This is a genomic window from Pseudomonas sp. H9 (assembly GCF_004353925.1).
Lineage (GTDB): Bacteria > Pseudomonadota > Gammaproteobacteria > Pseudomonadales > Pseudomonadaceae > Aquipseudomonas.
The window spans coordinates 89433-106895 of the sequence record NZ_SMOK01000010.1 but is presented as its reverse complement, the minus strand read 5'-3'; the positions used below and the strand labels follow the sequence as shown (position 1 = coordinate 106895).

The following is a 17463-nucleotide window of genomic DNA, read 5'->3' as shown; positions in this document are numbered from 1 at the left end:
GATGGCAAACATTTATCGGGGCAGTTGCCTGTGCGCTGCGGTCAAGTATGAATTGCGCTCGGCACCGCAAGCCGTCAGCCACTGCCATTGCAGCCAGTGCCGCAAAGGCCATGGCGCGGCATTCGCGTCGTACGGCAGTGTACCGCGCGATGCGCTGCGAATTGCTGACGGCGTCGAGTGTATAAAGGCCTATGCGTCGTCAGAAACGGTAGTGCGCCAATTCTGCAGCCACTGTGGCTCGACACTGTTCTGGTCACGCACTCAGGGCGCGTTTGCCGACTGGATCTGCGTGGCACTGGGAACCCTGGATACGCCCTTCACGCCACATAAACACAAGCACGTACATCTCGATGCCAAGGCGCCATGGTTCGAACACGCTGATTGACCAGATGATTACCCCGCAGGTCTCCAACACGCCCAGCGTTGGTAGGAGCGGGCTTGCCCCGCGATTGCGGTGTATCAGACACATCGCATCGCGGGGCAAGCCCGCTCCTACAGCAAGCCCGCTCCCACCGCTCCCAGTATTGCTGATCTGCATCAAGCCCTTACGTCCTGCTGGGCGCAAAAATGGTCCACCACGATGTGTACACCGGGGTGGATAGCGACATTTCGCACAATCGCTGCTTGACTCATCCACTTCAGGACGAACGCCGGGAGGACGGTATGGGATCATTGCAACCGCAAACGCCTAGCACCACCAGCAGTAGCGCACGGCCTTGGTATCGCAAAAGCGCCGAGCAAAGCATGGCCGATCTGCAAACTGACAAGGCCGGGCTTGCACCTCAGGAGGCCAGGGAACGGTTGCTGCGCCTGGGGCCTAATGCGTTGCCGGCCAAGGCCGTAGACCCCATTTGGCTGCGCTTTGCCCGGCATTTCAACGATGTGCTCATCTATATTCTACTGGCGGCGGCATTGGCCACGGCGCTGATGGGGCATTGGACCGATACCCTGGTGATCGTCATCGTGGCGGTGATCAACGCCGCCATCGGTTTTTTTCAAGAGAACAAGGCCGAGAAATCCCTGGCTGCCCTGCGTGGCATGCTCAGCAGCACCGCCCGTGTGGTGCGCAATGGTCAGAAGCTGGAGATCGATGCCAGCGAACTGGTACCGGGCGATGTGGTGGTGTTGCGTCCGGGCGACAAGATCCCTGCCGATGTACGTTTGTTCGAGGTGCACCACCTGCAGGTCGAGGAGTCGATGCTGACCGGCGAATCGCTCACCGTCGCCAAGCAAACCGAGGCGCTGGACCACGACGCACAACTGGCCGACCGCACTAACCTGGCGTTCTCGGGCACCAGTGTCAGTGCTGGCAACGCCAAAGGTGTGGTGATCGAAACAGGCGTCCACACCGAGCTGGGCAAGATCAACCACATGATCTCCACCGTGGATGAGACCGAAACGCCGTTGTTGCGCCAGATCGGTCAGCTGGGCAAGCGCATCTTCCAGTTGATTGTCGGCATGATGGTGCTGCTGTTTATCATCGGCTTCTTCTGGCACGGCTACCCGCTGGGTGAGCTGTCACTGTCGCTGATCAGCCTGGCGGTGGCCTCGGTGCCCGAAGGCTTGCCGGCGATTGTGTCGATCATTCTCTCGCTGGGCGTGCAGCGCATGGCGAACAACAAGGCGATCATCCGCAAGCTGCCTACGGTAGAGACCCTGGGCGCGATGAATGTGATCTGCTCGGACAAGACCGGCACCCTGACCATGAACGAGATGACGGTCAAGCAGGTGCTGACCGCCAACCGCTTTTACGGCGTAGGCGGGGAGAGCTACGAACCGCGGGGGCGCATCACCTTGGCCGGGGCCACGGAGGCGCTGGATTGGGCGGAGCACCCTAATCTGGTGGCGTTCATCCGTGCCGTAGACATCTGCAACGACAGCAGCCTGCAGCGTGATGACGATGGACGCTGGACGGTGGTGGGCGGCCCCACTGAAGGTGCACTGAAGGTGCTGGCGCGCAAAGCCGATCTGGCACCTGTCGAAGTGCAACGCCTGGGCAAGATCCCCTTCGACTCGGCTTACAAGTACATGGCCCGGCGCTGCGATGTCGATGGGCAACGGCTGATTTACCTCAAAGGCGCTCCGGATGTGCTGCTGAGTATGTGCGAGCAGCAACTGGGGGTGGACGGTCCGCAGCCGCTGGACCGTGACTACTGGGAACGGGAGATGAGCCACATTGCCGAGCATGGCTTGCGTATGCTGGCCGCTGCTTACCGCCCGGTACCCGAGGCGGGTGGTGAAATTGATCACGACGACTTGCGCCAGGGCATGGTGTTCCTCGGCGTAGCCGGGCTGATGGACCCTCCACGACCGGAAGCGATAGAGGCGATTGCCCTGTGCAAGCAAGCGGGGATCGAGGTGAAGATGATCACCGGCGATCACCCGGACACCGCTGTTGCCATCGCCCGTATGCTGGGCATGGGCAACGACCTGCGGGCCATGACCGGCAAGGAGTTGGAGCAGACTGACGACAACACCCTCAAGCGTGTGGCCATGCAGCATTCGGTGTTCGCCCGTACCAGCCCCGAACACAAGCTGCGCCTGGTGCGTGCATTGCAGGCCAACGGCCAAGTGGTCGGCATGACTGGCGATGGCGTCAACGATGCCCCGGCGCTGAAACAGGCCGATGTGGGCATCGCCATGGGCATCAAAGGCACCGAGGTCACCAAGGAAGCGGCCGACATGGTGTTGACCGACGATAACTTCTCGACCATCACCAACGCCGTACGTGAAGGGCGCCGGGTTTACGACAACCTGAAAAAGACCGTGCTGTTCATTCTGCCGACCAACATGGCGCAAGGCCTGTTGATAGTCATGGCGCTGCTGGTGGGCGCGGTGGTGCCGTTGTCACCGTTGCAGATTCTGTGGATGAACATGGCCACCTCGACCACCTTGTCGTTCGCCTTGGCGTTCGAACCGGGTGAGGCGGGGATGATGCGCCGCACACCAAGAAAGGCCAGCGAGTCGATACTCAACGGCTATGCAGTGTGGCGTGTGCTGTTCGTGGGCGGATTGCTTACGGCGGCGGCGTTTTTGCTGGAGGACTGGATGGTCGCCGACGGCCAGGACGTTGACCACATTCGCACGATGATTCTGCACACGTTGGTTACGGCGCAATGGGCCTATTTGTTCAACTGCCGCCTGCAGGATCAGTTCTCGCTTAATTGGGCCCTGATACGTAACGGCGCGTTGCTGACAGTCACATTGGGTTTGATCTTGCTGCAGTGCCTGTTATTCTACGTGCCCTTCATGCAAACGGCGTTCCATACCGTGCCATTGACCTTCAGTAACTGGATGGTGGCATTGGCGATTGGTGTACTGGTTTTCTTCGCAGTCGAACTCGAAAAACTGGTGGTGCGTCGTTGGAAGGCAAGCAAACGAACATAGTCATGCCCTGCACACCCCGCGTGCCGGGGTGTGCAGCCGCTTCAGGATTTTCTCCTACTACCGAGCAAACGCCTTGCGACCTGGAAAAACGGTCTAAAGTCTTTGCTGCAGGCTCGTTCATCTTTCTAACCCCAGCACCCTCGACACAATCGAGGCGTGTGCGGCACGCATTTCACAATTTTGCGCGCCTGACGGATTGAACCGTAATCATTGCCCTCCAGGAGGTGGCCATTGCATGTGTCGACACCGGTATTGCCCGGCTTACCCGACAAACACGCCACTATGCGCATCGGTGGTCTTTACTGGCTGACCTGCGAGTCGCCGGACACCGCCGACCGGCTGTGCACGCAATTGTTGGCCAGCTTGCCGGCTTCGGCGCGGGCCTTGCTGGTGAATGCGGCGGGCGCTTCGCGCGATCTGGTCAAGGCCATTGCCGATGAACGCGGGCCAGGGCATCTGACCCTGTTCGACTTACCGAAAATGTCCACCAAGCGCTTGATCCAGGCTGTGCGTCAAGACGTGCCGCGGGTACGCGGCGGTGACAACGCCTTGTGGTTGATCCGCGTGCCGCACAGTGGTTGGGACGAGCTGGTGGCCGAGGACCTGGCGCTGTGGTGTTCCCGCGCGCAGGACTGGCTGCGTTCGGTCGGCAGTACGCTGCTGGTGGTAGGCGACACGCCGCCCCCGGCGTTGCTCGACATTCTGGTGCGTCACAACGACAACCTCTCCGGCCTGGCCCAGGTCTACATCGCCCAAGGCGCGAGGCACCTGCTGGTGCACTTCTGGAGCAACGATTCGGGCGTGAACGGGCCGCATGATTTTCTCCTGCTCGACGAGGGCAGTGGGTTTCGCGTGTCGTCACGCCCTGAGGATGACAACGTCGCGCCGACAACCAATGATCAGCGTCAGGTGTTGGCGCAAACGGCGGTACTCGGCAGTGAGGCGCCGCCCACAGCTCAGTGGCAGTTGTTTGAGTCTGCCGATGCCCTGTTGGAGCGGGCCATGGATGCCCAGGCAGCGACGGTGATTTTCGCCTTGGGCGGGAGCGACGATGTCAACGCGCTTGCTACGCGCCTGTACCAACTGCGTAGCCATTGCGGGCGGTCGGTCAAGCTGATAGTGCGCGAAATGCTGCAGGGCATGCGTCAGCATGAAGAGCAGCTGCTGCTGGCCAGCGGCGCCAACCTGATCGTGCCGCAGGGCACCCCGTTTCTGCGCTTTCTGACCTTGGTGCGCTCGATCCAGGGGCATCGCTGGCAGCGCCCCATGGCCGCCGAACCTTCGAGCCTGCTGACGCGTCTGCAACCGTTGCATGTGCGCGGCAGCCTTTCACCTAAAGCGTTTGCTGCGGCGGTAAAAAAGATGAGCGACAACACGGTCGGCACCGAGGTTCGTCATCAGCTCCTGCGTTTGCAGCCGGTGCCCACGCTCAATCCCACCCTGGTGTTACAGCAATTGCAGTTGCGCCGCTATGGCGACATTGCCTGTGTCGCCGAGGGGGTGGCGTACCTGTTCCTGTTTGCCTGCAGCCCTTCGCTGGTCGATGCCGCGTTGCGCAATGTGTTTCGTCTGCCTTGGCACAATGTCCTTGCCGGTTATGAAAGTGTCTTGCCCTCGCAGGTACTGCCACTGCCGCAGTTCCAGTCCGATGCCGAGGCACCCGCCGATGCCACCTTGCAGATCGCGGCTAACACGCAAGCCGACGCCGAGGCGTTCCGCCCGTTGCGTCCTCAACCCCTTTCATTGCAATCGCTGGAGTCACGTCAATGACCTATGACGAGCTGCTGTGGGTCATCGGCCTGACAGCCTTGGTGACGGCACCGCTGGCCATCATCACCTTCGTGCTGGGAAGACGTTTGCTCACCTGGTTTGAACGTCGCCTGCCACCGCGCCACCTGATCGCCCGCGGTGTACGCATCAGCCATGATGCCGACAAGGAGGGCGTCCATGAGTGATGCGGTCGCCACCGCACCGGCGCTGAAGTGGCCGGAGCTTGGGTTATGGAACTTGTACTTTCTGGGCAAGTTCGTGTTGCTGTGGATGGGCCTGCTGGACTTCAATCCACTGCTCAACCTGCTGTTTGCCGCTGGCCTGCTGCTGCCTTTGCCGGGGCCTTGGCTACCGCGCGTGCGTAACATCATTGCCGTGCCGCTGGGTGCCGCATTGCTCTACAAAGACACCTGGTACCCGCCGTTTCGTCGCTTGTTCGAGCAGTCCGAGGTACTGGCGTTTTCCGTTGACTATGTCATCGACCTGCTTGGGCGCTTCGTTAACTGGGATGTGCTCGGCGTGCTCTTCGCCCTCGGCTTGGCTTACCTGTTCATTGCCCCCTGGGTGCGCCTGACCCTGATCAGCGTCGCGCTACTGTTGTGGGTGTATCTGGCCGGTGCCTTGCCCGCTTTTCACGTGGCGACGCAAACGGTTGCCAGCGAAACCAGCGCCGCCCAAGGCGCCGACAGCCCATTGGCGGAAAGCAAAGCCATCGACGCCTGGCTGGAGCAGTTCTACCGCGAGCAGGCCGGCAAGGTGACACGCTTCCCGGACGCCAATCCCTCGGCTGAGCCCTTCGACCTGTTGGTGCTCAACGTCTGTTCGCTGGCCTGGGACGACCTGGAAGATGCCGGCATGCGCGACAACGCCTTGTTCCGGCGCATGAACGTGGTGTTCGACCGCTTCAACTCGGCCACCTCCTACAGTGGCCCGGCGGCCATTCGTATGCTGCGCGCCAGTTGTGGTCAGCCGCACCACATCCAGCTCTACGAGCCGGCGAATGCGCAGTGCATGCTCTTCGATAACCTCGCCAAACTCGGTTACAGCCCGGAGCTGATGCTCAACCACAACGGCCCGATCACCCGCAAATACATGACCTTCCTGGCCGGCCAGCACTTGCCGCCGCCACTGATGAGCAGCGATGAATTCCCCACCGCGCTGAAGTCGTACGACGGCGCCAACATTGCCCGCGATCGCGACGTGCTGCGCACCTGGTGGACACATCGGCTCAAGGAAGACAAACCGGCGGTGTCGTTGTTCTACAACACCATCACCCTGCATGACGGCAACCGCATTACCAATGCCGACGGCAGCACCCGCCGTGCCTCGTTCCAGGAGCGGGCGAAAAACTTCCTCGATGACATCGACCAGTTCATCGACATGATCCAGCAGAGCGGGCGTCGGGTGGTACTGGTGCTGGTGCCCGAGCATGGCGCGGCGGTGCACGGTGACCGCATGCAGATCTCCGGCATGCGCGAAATCCCTTCGCGTTCGATCACCCATGTGCCGGTGGGTATCAAGCTGATCAACATGGGCGAGAACGACCAGCAGGGTCCGCAGCATGTCACCACGTCGGCCAGTTACCTGGCGGTGTCCGAGCTGATTGCGCGTCTGTATGCGCAGCAGGGTGGCCCGCTTGATCTGGCCGCGTTGACTCACGATTTGCCGACCACGTCGGCCGTTTCAGAGAACTCCGATTCTGCAGTGGTCGAGTTCCAGGGCAGGCCCTATGTGCGCATCAAGGGGCAAACCCAATGGATGCTTTACCCCGAATGAGTATGAGAGGAGGCGCTATGACCAGCGACGACCGTAAGCAGCAAAGCGATGACATCGCCCGGCTCAAGCAGCGTCTGGGGGATGAAGACATGGCCTATCAGGACATCAGCCGCGAGGCCGAATTGCTGGCGGCCTGCCGACGCTGGCCGTTGCTGGCCGAAAGTGAAGGCTGGGTCAGCGACAGCGGTGCCGCACCAGTGCCAGCCGACCAGCCGGTACCACGCGTATGACGGTGGTGGTACTGAGCGGTTTGCGTGGCGGCGTGGGTACCACCGCGCTGGTTGCCGGCCTGGGCTTTGCGCTACACAGGCTGCAGCAGCGGGTGCTGATGGTTGATCTGCAGCCGCGCAACCTGTTGCGCCTGCACTTCAACCTGGCCCTGGGCTCAACCGAAGGCTGGGCCACGGCTGAAAGCGCCGCTGAAGGCCGCTGGAGTGAAGCGTTGCTGCAAGTTGAAGAGGGGCTGTGCCTGTTACCGTTCGGTCAGTTGCCGCTGGCCGACTTCAACGCCCTGGCACAGCGCCAGGACGCTCAGCGGTGGTCGCAACGTTTGCACACCTTGCAGGCGCATTTCGACTGGATCGTGCTGGATACCCCGGCCATCTTACCGGGGAACGAAGTGGCGGCGCCGGCGTTGCCAGAGACCGCCGTGCGTTTGCGCGTACTCGAGGCAGACGCAGCCTGCCACGCCCTGTTGAGTGTTGAAGGGGCGGGCAGTGACCACCTGCTGATCAACCGTTTCGATCCGATCAGCCAGTTGCAGCGCGACCTGCTGTTGCTGTGGGGCGAACGCCACCCACAGTTGATTCCCCAGGTGGTTCACCGCGATGAAGCCATGGCCGGCGCCCTGGCCTGGAAATGCCCGGTGGGTTACTACGCCCCCGACTCACTGGCCAGCCATGACCTGCGCAGCCTGGCGACCTGGCTGCTGGCACAGGAGCATCGGGCATGAGTCGCTATCGCGCCTACCGGCAACGCGGCGCCCGGCCATTTACGGCGGCGGTGCTCAGTGTCGGGGCGGTGCTGGCCTGGGTGTTTCTGCGTCTGGACTCACCCCACTGGCAGCGCCTGTTGCGTCACTGGCGGCACTATTACCCGCAACTGGCCAACAAACGCCCAAGCCTGGGCGATCCGCTGCGCGGCCTGGTGCAGACCCTCTGGCTGCTGCTGTTGCGGCCCGCCCGTCCGGCACGCGGGGCTGACCTCAAGCGCGGGCGTGGTGTGCGCTGGCTGCAGCGCCTGGGGCGTGGTGTGTTCAACCTGGTGCAACGGGTGCGTCTGCCGCTGGTGGGGTTGATGCGCAGGCTGCCGCGCCTGATTGGCCACAGCGATGCTCTGGCCCAGACTCAGCGCCGGATCAAGGCCAGTGGTTCAACCGGCGAGCGTGTGTTCTATTGGCTCTTGGCGGTGGTGGGCTTGGTTATCGCCCTGTTGTGCATCACCTCACCTTTCAACCTGTACGCGCAGTTGATTTTCGTCCTCACCCTGGGTGCACTGGCGATGTTGATGCGCTACATGCCCGGGCGTTTCCCCACGTTGATGATGATCATCCTGTCGATCACCATCTCGTGCCGTTACCTGTGGTGGCGCTACACCTCGACCCTGCATTGGGCCAATGATCTCGACCTGATCCTGGGCATGATCCTGCTGCTGGCCGAAACCTATTCCTGGCTGGTGCTGATCCTCAGCTTTGTGCAAAGCGTCTGGCCGTTGCGCCGCCCGGTACTGGCGCTGCCGCAAGACCGCAGCCAGTGGCCGACGGTCGACTTGCTGATTCCGACCTACAACGAAGACCTGTCGGTGATTCGTACCACCGTAATGGCTGCGCTGGGCCTGGACTGGCCGCGCGACAAGCTCAAGGTGTATATCCTCGATGACGGCGCCCGCCCGGCGTTTCGCAGTTTTGCCAAAGAAGTCGGGGTGGGCTACATCGACCGCCACGACAACCGTGGCGCCAAGGCGGGTAACCTGAACCATGCGCTGGAGCGCCTGACGGGTGATCTGGTGGCGGTGTTCGACTGTGACCACATACCGGTGCGCGCTTTCCTGCAATTGACCGTCGGCTGGTTCCTGCAAGACCCGAAAATGGCCCTGGTGCAGACCCCGCATCATTTCTTCTCCGCCGACCCATTCGAGCACAACCTGGGCTCGTTCCGGCGTAAACCCAACGAAGGCGAACTGTTCTACGGCTTGATCCAGGACGGCAATGACCTGTGGAACGCCACGTTCTTCTGCGGTTCGTGCGCGGTGCTGCGCCGTGCAGCCCTGGACGACATCGGTGGTTTCGCCACCCAGACCGTGACCGAAGATGCCCACACCGCCTTGCGCCTGCACCGCGCCGGCTGGAACTCGGCCTACATGCGCATTCCGCTGGCGGCGGGCCTGGCGACAGACAGCCTGGCAGCTCACGTGCGCCAGCGCATCCGCTGGGCGCGCGGCATGGTGCAGATTTTCCGTATGGATAACCCGTTGTTGGGCAAAGGCCTGAGCCTGTTCCAGCGCCTGTGCTACGCCAACGCCATGCTGCATTTTCTTTCCGGCTTGCCGCGGCTGATCTTCCTGACCGCGCCGTTGGCCTTTCTGCTGCTGCATGCCTATGTGATTTACGCCCCGGCGGTGTTGCTGTTGCTTTACGTGTTGCCGCACATGCTCCACGCCAGCCTGGTCAACTCACGGGTTCAGGGGCCTTATCGGCAAACCTTCTGGGGGGAGGTCTACGAGTCGGTTCTGGCCTGGTACATCATGCGCCCGACCCTGGTGGCACTGTTCTCGCCCAAGCGCGGCAAGTTCGACGTCACGGTCAAAGGCGGCATGAACGAAAGCGACCGGCTCGACTGGCGCATTGCTCGGCCATACCTGGTGCTGGCGGCGTTGAATTTTGTCGGGCTGGCCTTCGCGGTATGGCGCTTCATGTACGGGCCGAGCAACGAGTACGGCACGGTGATCGTCAGCTCGCTGTGGGTGATCTACAACCTGTTGCTGATCGGTGCTGCGCTGGCGGTAGCCGCCGAGGTGCGCCAGGTGCGGCGCTTCCAGCGTGTGCCGGTGAAACTGCCGGCGGCTTTGCGTTTGCCGGACGGCCACCTGTACCCGGGCCAGCTCTACGACTACTCCGACGGCGGTGCCGGGATCGAGCTGGAAACTGCCCGCCCGTTGGCGCCAGACACCGAGGTGCAGTTGCTGCTGGAGCGGGCAGGGCGTGAGTTCGTCTTCCCGGGCCGGGTCATGCGTAGCGTTGACCGCCAGATTGGTATCAGCCTCGCGCAGCTGAGCGTTCAGCAGCGTATTGATTACGTGCAGTGCACCTTTGCCCGCGCCGACAACTGGCTGGGCTGGACTGACAGCCATGTGCCGGACCGACCGTTGCGCAGTTTCTTCGATGTGCTGGCGCTGGGTGCCATGGGCTACTACCGGGTCATCGAATACGCCCCGGCCTGGGTGCGCCTGCCGGTCATGCCGTTCATAGGTCTTGCGCGTTGGTTGCTGAGCTTCTTCCCGCGCATGCCGCGTCCCATTCCTACTGACTCAATGAAGAGTACGACATGAAGCGTTCATTCCTGTCTCCCTTGACCCTGACCTTGCTGCTGGCTGCCCTGGGCTTGCCCTTTTCGCTGGCGGCCGAAGAGGAATCAGCGCCGTCGGCCGCCGCGCCCCAGGTGCCGCATTGGTTGCGTGCGCAAACTTTCGAGAGCCTTGGCCGCGGCAGCGACAGCCTGCTGATGGGCGTGCGCAACAGCGATCAGATCGAATTCAGCTTGCGCCGCGACCGCCTCGCCAGCAGCGTCGAGCTGGAACTGAACTTCACCCCGTCACCGGCGCTGGTGCCGCGTTTGTCGCATTTGCGTGTGTACCTCAATGACGCGCTGATGGGGGTGGTGCCGATCAGCGCCGACGACATCGGTCAACAACGTCAGCAGCGTATGGCCCTGGACCCGAAACTGGTGCAGGACTTCAACCGCGTTCGCGTGGAGTTCGTCGGCCATTACACCGACATCTGCGAAGACCCGGCCCACAGCTCGCTGTGGTTGAACCTCAACCGTAACAGCGTGATCCGTGTCGATGAACAGGCGCTGGTGACCGACAACGACCTGGCGTATTTCCCGCTGCCGTACTTCGATGCACGCGACACCGACCAGCTGAGCATCCCAATGGTGTTCGCCGCGAGCCCAGGGCTGGGTGAGCAGAAGGCGGCGGCGATTCTCGCCTCGTACTTCGGCAGCAAGGCCAAGTGGCGCCTGGCAACCTTCCCGGTGTTGTACAACCAGTTACCCGCGCAGAGCGCCACACAGCCAGTGCCGAGCATCGTGTTTGCCACCAACGACCGGCGCCCGGCGTTTCTCGCAGACCCCGAGCAGTTTCCGCCGGTAGACGGGCCGGTGATCCAGCAGATCACCCACCCAGACAACCGCTACAGCAAGGTATTGCTGGTGCTGGGGCGCAACGAAGAAGACCTGGTCAAGGCTGCGTCGGCATTGGCGGTGGGCACTGACCTGTTCCGCGGCTCGCGGGTGGCGGTGCAGGCCGTCGAAGCGCTCAAACCACGTGAGCCCTACGATGCGCCGAACTGGGTACGCACTGATCGCCCGGTGCGCTTTGCCGAATTGCTCGACTATCCAGGGCAGCTGCAGGTCAACGGCCTGCGGCCTCAGCCGATCGAGCTGACATTGAACCTGCCATCGGACCTGTTCGTGTGGCGCAATCAGGGGGTGGCAGTGCAGACCTTGTACCGCTACACGCCACCGGTGGTCACGGATGAATCCCGGCTGACCATTCGCCTGAACGATCATTTTGTCGGCAGCATTCCACTGCCGGGCTCCGATGGCATGGGCGCTGCGTTGCAGGCGTTGCGCACTCAGGTGTTCTCGGCCGACAGCTCGACGCTGTCCGACAAGACCTTGGTGCCAGCGGCCAAAGTCGAAGACCGTAATAAACTGCGCTACGACTTCAGCTTTGCCAGCAAGGTCGGCAACGCCCAGAACGGCCAGTGCCAGACGTTCCTGCCAGCGGACGTGCAGGCAGCCATCGATGAGAACTCGACCATCGATCTGTCCGGCTACTACCACTACATCGCCATGCCCGACCTGCGTGCCTTTGCCCGCAGTGCCTTCCCGTTCAGCCGCATGGCCGACCTGTCGCAGACCTTGCTGCTGATGCCGGTCAAACCCAATGAGCTGCAAGTGGGCACCATGCTGGATCTGGTCGCAGGCATGGCCTCGCGTATTGGTTACCCGGCCGTGGGGTTGACCATTGCTGACGATTGGGCCGCAGCCGCAAAGGCCGACGCCGATCTGCTGGTACTGGGCCCGTTGCCGGATGATTTGCGTAACGGCAGCGGCCGCGAGCTGAACTTGCTGCTCGACCGTTCCCGCGACTGGCTGCGTCAGGCGCGCTCACCGTGGCCACTGGATGCCAGCAGTGTGCAACGCCTGCGCGAAGATGTGCGCAACAAGCCCGCCAGCCAGGTGGACGTAGTGGCGCGGGCGCCGATTGCGGCGATCACCGGCATGCAGTCACCGTTGCACAAGCAACGCAGCATTGTCGCGTTGCTGGCCACTGACGATGCCGACTACAAACTGTTGCGTCAGGCCCTGACCGACCCCGGCAAACTCAATGATCATATTGGCGGTTCGGTCAGCTTGATCCGTAGCAGCGGTGTCAGCAGCCACTACGTCGGCGACACCTACTTCGTTGGCCGTCTGCCGTGGTGGATGCTGCTGTGGGTGAAGCTCTCCTATCACCCAGTGCTGTTGGCCCTGGGCGCCGTTTTGAGCATCGTGCTGTTGGGCGTGGTGGCCTGGCGCTTGCTGGCCTGGGTAGCCCGCCGTCGTCTGGCCGAGGGTAAAGAATGACCGCCACCAAGTGGCTGTTGGGTGGGGCGCTGTGGCTGGTCGCCTCGGTTGCGGCGGCGGCCGGTTGCTGGCCGGCCTGGGAGCAGTTCAAAAGTGACCTGATGAGCGCCGATGGCCGGGTGATCGACCCTGCCCAAGGGCGTATCAGCACCTCCGAAGGGCAGACCTACGGGCTGTTCTTCGCCTTGGTGGCCAATGACCGTGAGCGCTTTCAACAACTGCTGAACTGGACCGAAAACAACCTCGCCGGGGGCAACCTGAGCAAGCAACTACCGGCCTGGAAGTGGGGCCAGGATGAGCAGGGCAAATGGCGCGTACTCGACAGCAACAACGCCAGCGACGCCGACTTGTGGCTGGCCTACAGCCTGCTCGAAGCGGGGCGTTTGTGGGCCGTGGCCGAGTACCGCGAACTGGCCATCGAGGTGCTCTGGCGGGTGGCTGCGCAGACCCTGCGGCCACTGCCGGGAGTGGGGGTCATGCTGCTGCCAGGCGACCGCGGTTTTGTCACCGCGCAGGGGACACGCCTGAACACCAGTTACCTGCCACCGCAGGTACTGGAGCGCTTCGCCGAGTTGGCGCCACTGTGGGATGAACTGGCGCGCAACAGTCGCAAACTGCTGCTCGACAGCGCACCTAAAGGCCTGGCACCGGACTGGCTCGCCGTAACCGACAACGGCAGTGTGCGCCGCGACCCGGTCAACGGTGCCAAGGGCAGTTACGATGCGATTCGCGTGTATCTGTGGCTAGGCATGCTCGATCCATCAGCTGCGGAGCGTAACGCCTTGCTGGAGCGCTATCGGCCGATGGTGGCACTGACCCTCAAGCAGGGCGTACCGCCAGAAACCGTCAACGTTGAAAGCGGCGAGGGCAGCGGCCAGGGCCCGGTCGGTTTTTCTGCGGCCCTGCTGCCGATGTTGGCCGCGCTCAAGGAACAGGGCGGCCTGCAGCAACAGCGCCAGCGCTTGGTGCAGACGCCGGCCAGCGGCTATTACAACCGCGTGCTGAGCCTGTTCGGTCAGGGCTGGGATGAGCATCGATATCGATTCGACGCCAAAGGACGTTTGGTACCAGGCTGGGAAACTGCGCAATGCGAAAACTGACTACGTTGCTGTGCCTGGGGGCGCTGCCCATGACCCTGCTGGCCCAGCCCGCAGACCGCAGCGAGCAGCGCGAATGGCTGATGCAACAGATTCGCCTGGGCGAGGCGACCCATCGCGAGAACCTGGTGGAAGACTCGCTGGCGCGCCTGCGTTTACTCGAACCGAACAACCTCGACGCCCTTACCGCATCGATTCGGCAGGCGGTACGCACCCGCGAGCTTGACCGTGCCCGGCAACTGTACAGCGATCTGCAGCGCCTGGCGCCCGGCAGCCCACAAGAGCGGCAAATGGCGCAGTTGCTGGAGATGAGCAGCGGCGAGGGCGAGCAGACCCTGCAGCAAATCCGCCTGCTGGCCACCGCCGGACGCTTTGAGGAAGCGTTGACGCGCTATGAAGCAGCGTTCGGCAAAGGCGCGCCGCCGAGCCTTGAGCTGGCGCTGGAGTACTGGCGCATCCGCAGTCGACTGCCCGACCAACTGCCCACCACCATCGAGCACCTTTACGCCCTCGACAAGCAGTATCCCGGCAGCCCTGAGTTACAGCAGTTTCTTGCCGAGCAATTGTTTCGCGCCAAACGAAACGACGAGGCGCTGGTGGTGGTCAAGCGCATGGCCGGCGAAAGCCAGTCACGCAGCCAGGCAGCCAACCTCGAATACGCCTACCTGAGCAAGCAACCGATCAGTGATGCCAGCGTGCGCGCCTGGCAGGCGTTCCTTGAACGTTATCCGGGGGATAGTCACGAGGCACAAGTGCAGGAACTGCTGGCTGGGCAACTCAAGCTGACCGGCGACCCGGCCTGGCGCGCCGGGCAGCTCGGCATTCGCATGCTGGTTGAGAAGCGCACCCCCGCGCTGGCCGAACGCAACTTGCGCAAAGCCTTGGCTGCCTACCCGAAAGATGCCACGCTCAAGGGCTACCTGGGCCTGGCCCTGGCGCGCCAGGGGCGGCGTCAGGAGGCCGTCGACTGGCTCAAACAGGCGGTGGCGGAAGAACAGGACACCTACATCCTCAGCAAATGGCACGAACTGCTGGCCTCTACCGAGTACTGGTTGTTGATGCAGCGCGGTCGCCAGGCCTTGCAGGCACGCCAGTACGGCGCCGCTCAGCAGGCCTATCAGGAAGCCGCTACACGCGACCCGAAAGAGCCGCTGGCATTGCTCGGTCTGGGTAATGTAGCCATGGCGCGCAAGCAGCTGCCGCAGGCTGAGCAGTACTATTTGCAAGCCTCGCGCCTGCAGCCGGGCAACGAAAACACCGTGCGCGCGTTGTCACGGTTGTATCAAGCACAATCCCCGGCGCGCTATTCGCGTTATGTCGCCAGCCTGCCGGCGAAGCAGCGGCAGTGGGCGGCGCCGTCTGGCGGTAGTCAACCCGATGGTCGCAGTTCACAGCTGGAGCTGTTGCGTACCCAAGCGCGGCAGTCGCTGGCGCAAGAAGACTGGGTTCAGGCGCAGCGCCAGTTGACTCAGGCTCGTCAGCTTGCTGCCAATGACCCCTGGCTAGCGGCTGACCTGGCGCGCGCCTTGCGCATGCAGGGCAAGGGCAGCCAGGCTGACGCGGTATTCGCTGACCTGTTGTCGCGTCAGGGCCAGGAGCCGACAGCGCGTTTCGCTCACGGTTTGTACCTGGAGGCGGACGGCCGCAGTCAGGCTGGGCTGGATACGTTGGCACGGGTGCCAACAACGCAGTGGAACGATGGCATGCAGGCGTTGCATCAACGCTTGCAGCGTCAGGTGCTGCTGGATCGCTCCCGCGCACTGGCCGACAGCGGTGATACTGCCGGGGCAATGGCGTTGCTTGAAGGGCAGTTGAGCAGCCGTCAGCCCGTGGCGCAGCAGTTGGGTGATTTGCAGCAGTTGGCCGGCTGGGCGCGGCAGTCGAACAACCTCAGTGCTGCCGACGGTTACTACACCCGTATGCTGGCCCTGCAACCGGACAACCCGTCAGCGCGCCTGGGGCACATTGAGGTGTTGATCGAGCAGGGCGACACCCGCGCAGCACGGCAACAATTGCCGGCGCTTGAGGCGCAGATTCCGGCCGAGCAAGTTGATCAACGCCGCCGTCTGGGCAATGCCTGGGCGGCTGTTGGCGAGCCTGATAAAGCGCGGGTGCTGCTGGCCGATGTTGCCCGGCGCAAGACCTCGCCCGACGCACTGCTTTACCGCGATCTGGCACGCATGGTGCCACGCGAACAGGCTGATCAGGCATTGGACTACTACGCGCTGGCCATGCGCGATGCCGATCTGCTGACAGCTGAGCAGGCCAGCCCTCGCGACAACATTGCCCTGACCCGCGCCAGCCGGGCCAAGGATGACGATGACTGGTTACGGCAAAGCCTGCGTCGCGACGTCGACCAGCTCTACCAGCGCCAGAGCCCGACTGTGACTGTGCAGCAGGATTATGGCTGGCGTGACAACGACGGTGCCAAAGGCATTTCCGACCTGACCACCGCCACCACGATGGTTCATGCGCAGATGCCGGTGGGCGCGGGCCTCGGCTTCGCGCGTGTCGAACAGGTGGGGCTGCGCGCAGCCAGCTTCGACACCGACGCCAACGACCAGCACCATGAAGCCTTCGGCACCTGTTCGTTCCGTGGTCGCAATGCTGCCGGTGCCATCCCCAGCGGCTGCCCCGGCAGCAAAGAAACCGCCGATGGCACCACACTGGCGGTCGGCTGGCAGGGCGACGGGATCAGTGCCGACATCGGCACCTCGCCCATGGGCTTTGAGGTGCAGAACCTGTTGGGTGGTGTCACCGTTGATGGCAAGACCCATGGCATCGGTTGGTCGCTCACCGGCTCACGGCGACCGATGAACAACTCGCTGTTGTCTTACGCCGGTGCCAAGGATCCGCGCACCGACATCAGTTGGGGGGGAGTGACCGCCACCGGGCTGACCCTCGGCCTGAGCCGTGACCGTGGCCTGGACGATGGCGTGTGGGCGAGCCTGGGCTACCACTGGTTGCAAGGCAAGAACGTTGAAGACAACACGCGCTGGCGGGTTATGGGCGGGTACTACTACCGCTTGATCAATCGCGTCGACGAAGAGCTGCGCATCGGTGCCACGGCGATGACCTGGCACTACGACCGCAATCTCAGTGGCTACACCTTGGGGCAGGGCGGTTATTACAGCCCACAGCGTTACCTGTCGTTTGGTGTGCCGGTCAGTTACGCCTGGCGCAATCCGGATTGGTCGGTGTACCTGGAAGGCTCGCTGGGTTACTCCTGGGCGCGTAGCGATGATGAGCGGGCGTTTCCGCTGTCGTCGGTCAATGACGACATCGTCAATCAGTACGGCCCGTTGCTCAGCAGCAACATCAACGAAGTGCGCCGCGGGGATGACAACAAAGGCCTGGGCTATCTCGCCCAGGCCCTGGTTGAGCGGCGCCTGGATGATCATTGGGTACTTGGCGGCGGCTTCACTCTGCAGCGCAGTGAAGACTACTCACCGAATCGTGCATTGCTCTACCTGCGCTACAGCTTTGACCCTTGGCAGGGTAACTTGCCGTTGCCGGTCAACCCGCTCAAACCCTACGCCGAATTTCGTTGAAGCCGGGCAACAGCCAAATGGAATGGGAGTGTG

11 protein-coding genes are annotated in these 17463 nt (G+C 62.8%); all 11 read left to right on the top strand.

Annotated features, from left to right (window positions below; translation table 11 throughout):
- Position 1 precedes the first annotated feature (1 nt).
- The 11 genes from E1573_RS07605 (at position 2) to bcsC (ending at position 17430) form a co-directional block, all read left to right on the top strand.
- Entirely contained in the window at positions 2–385 is a 384-nt protein-coding gene (locus E1573_RS07605; protein WP_133212211.1) for a GFA family protein, read from the top strand.
- A 278-nt stretch (positions 386–663) separates the two neighbouring features.
- Positions 664–3387 carry a cation-transporting P-type ATPase gene (locus tag E1573_RS07600; RefSeq protein ID WP_133212209.1) on the top strand — a complete coding sequence of 908 codons (2724 nt, stop codon included), beginning with the start codon at positions 664–666 and terminating at the stop codon, positions 3385–3387.
- A gap of 237 nt (positions 3388–3624) precedes the next feature.
- Positions 3625–5157, top strand: coding sequence for a cellulose biosynthesis protein BcsE (gene bcsE, locus E1573_RS07595; RefSeq protein WP_256659497.1), 1533 nt, complete (start codon positions 3625–3627; stop codon positions 5155–5157).
- Complete coding sequence (bcsF, locus tag E1573_RS07590; protein WP_133212205.1) at positions 5154–5342, top strand: cellulose biosynthesis protein BcsF; 189 nt, start codon at positions 5154–5156, stop codon at positions 5340–5342. Before bcsE ends, bcsF begins: the two co-directional genes overlap by 4 nt.
- Positions 5335–6933: a cellulose biosynthesis protein BcsG gene (bcsG, locus tag E1573_RS07585; RefSeq protein WP_133212203.1), complete on the top strand. Its 1599-nt coding sequence runs from the start codon at positions 5335–5337 to the stop codon at positions 6931–6933. Before bcsF ends, bcsG begins: the two co-directional genes overlap by 8 nt.
- A gap of 17 nt (positions 6934–6950) precedes the next feature.
- Entirely contained in the window at positions 6951–7163 is a 213-nt protein-coding gene (bcsR, locus tag E1573_RS07580) for a cellulose biosynthesis protein BcsR (RefSeq protein WP_256659490.1), read from the top strand.
- On the top strand, positions 7160–7885 hold the full coding sequence (gene bcsQ, locus E1573_RS07575) for a cellulose biosynthesis protein BcsQ (RefSeq protein WP_133212199.1): 726 nt from the start codon (positions 7160–7162) through the stop codon (positions 7883–7885). Before bcsR ends, bcsQ begins: the two co-directional genes overlap by 4 nt.
- A complete protein-coding gene (bcsA, locus tag E1573_RS07570) occupies positions 7882–10479 on the top strand; it encodes a UDP-forming cellulose synthase catalytic subunit (protein WP_133212197.1) in 2598 nt (865 codons plus the stop codon). The genes bcsQ and bcsA overlap by 4 nt, the downstream gene beginning before the upstream one ends.
- The gene (bcsB, locus tag E1573_RS07565) at positions 10476–12782 is read left to right on the top strand and encodes a cellulose biosynthesis cyclic di-GMP-binding regulatory protein BcsB (protein ID WP_133212195.1); all 2307 of its coding nucleotides are present in this window, start codon (positions 10476–10478) and stop codon (positions 12780–12782) included. The genes bcsA and bcsB overlap by 4 nt, the downstream gene beginning before the upstream one ends.
- The gene (gene bcsZ / locus E1573_RS07560; RefSeq protein ID WP_133212193.1) at positions 12779–13882 is read left to right on the top strand and encodes a cellulose synthase complex periplasmic endoglucanase BcsZ; all 1104 of its coding nucleotides are present in this window, start codon (positions 12779–12781) and stop codon (positions 13880–13882) included. The genes bcsB and bcsZ overlap by 4 nt, the downstream gene beginning before the upstream one ends.
- A complete protein-coding gene (bcsC, locus tag E1573_RS07555) occupies positions 13870–17430 on the top strand; it encodes a cellulose synthase complex outer membrane protein BcsC (protein ID WP_133212191.1) in 3561 nt (1186 codons plus the stop codon). The genes bcsZ and bcsC overlap by 13 nt, the downstream gene beginning before the upstream one ends.
- Positions 17431–17463: the final 33 nt, after the last annotated feature.

Bases quoted from the DNA above. Each gene is read 5' to 3' on its own strand.
- bcsQ (WP_133212199.1), top strand. From the start codon at position 7,160: ATGACGGTGGTGGTACTGAGCGGTTTGCGTGGCGGCGTGGGTACCACC.
- E1573_RS07600 (WP_133212209.1), top strand. From the start codon at position 664: ATGGGATCATTGCAACCGCAAACGCCTAGCACCACCAGCAGTAGCGCA.
- E1573_RS07605 (WP_133212211.1), top strand. From the start codon at position 2: ATGGCAAACATTTATCGGGGCAGTTGCCTGTGCGCTGCGGTCAAGTAT.
- bcsA (WP_133212197.1), top strand. From the start codon at position 7,882: ATGAGTCGCTATCGCGCCTACCGGCAACGCGGCGCCCGGCCATTTACG.
- bcsB (WP_133212195.1), top strand. From the start codon at position 10,476: ATGAAGCGTTCATTCCTGTCTCCCTTGACCCTGACCTTGCTGCTGGCT.
- bcsZ (WP_133212193.1), top strand. From the start codon at position 12,779: ATGACCGCCACCAAGTGGCTGTTGGGTGGGGCGCTGTGGCTGGTCGCC.
- bcsG (WP_133212203.1), top strand. From the start codon at position 5,335: ATGAGTGATGCGGTCGCCACCGCACCGGCGCTGAAGTGGCCGGAGCTT.
- bcsF (WP_133212205.1), top strand. From the start codon at position 5,154: ATGACCTATGACGAGCTGCTGTGGGTCATCGGCCTGACAGCCTTGGTG.
- bcsC (WP_133212191.1), top strand. From the start codon at position 13,870: ATGCGAAAACTGACTACGTTGCTGTGCCTGGGGGCGCTGCCCATGACC.
- bcsR (WP_256659490.1), top strand. From the start codon at position 6,951: ATGACCAGCGACGACCGTAAGCAGCAAAGCGATGACATCGCCCGGCTC.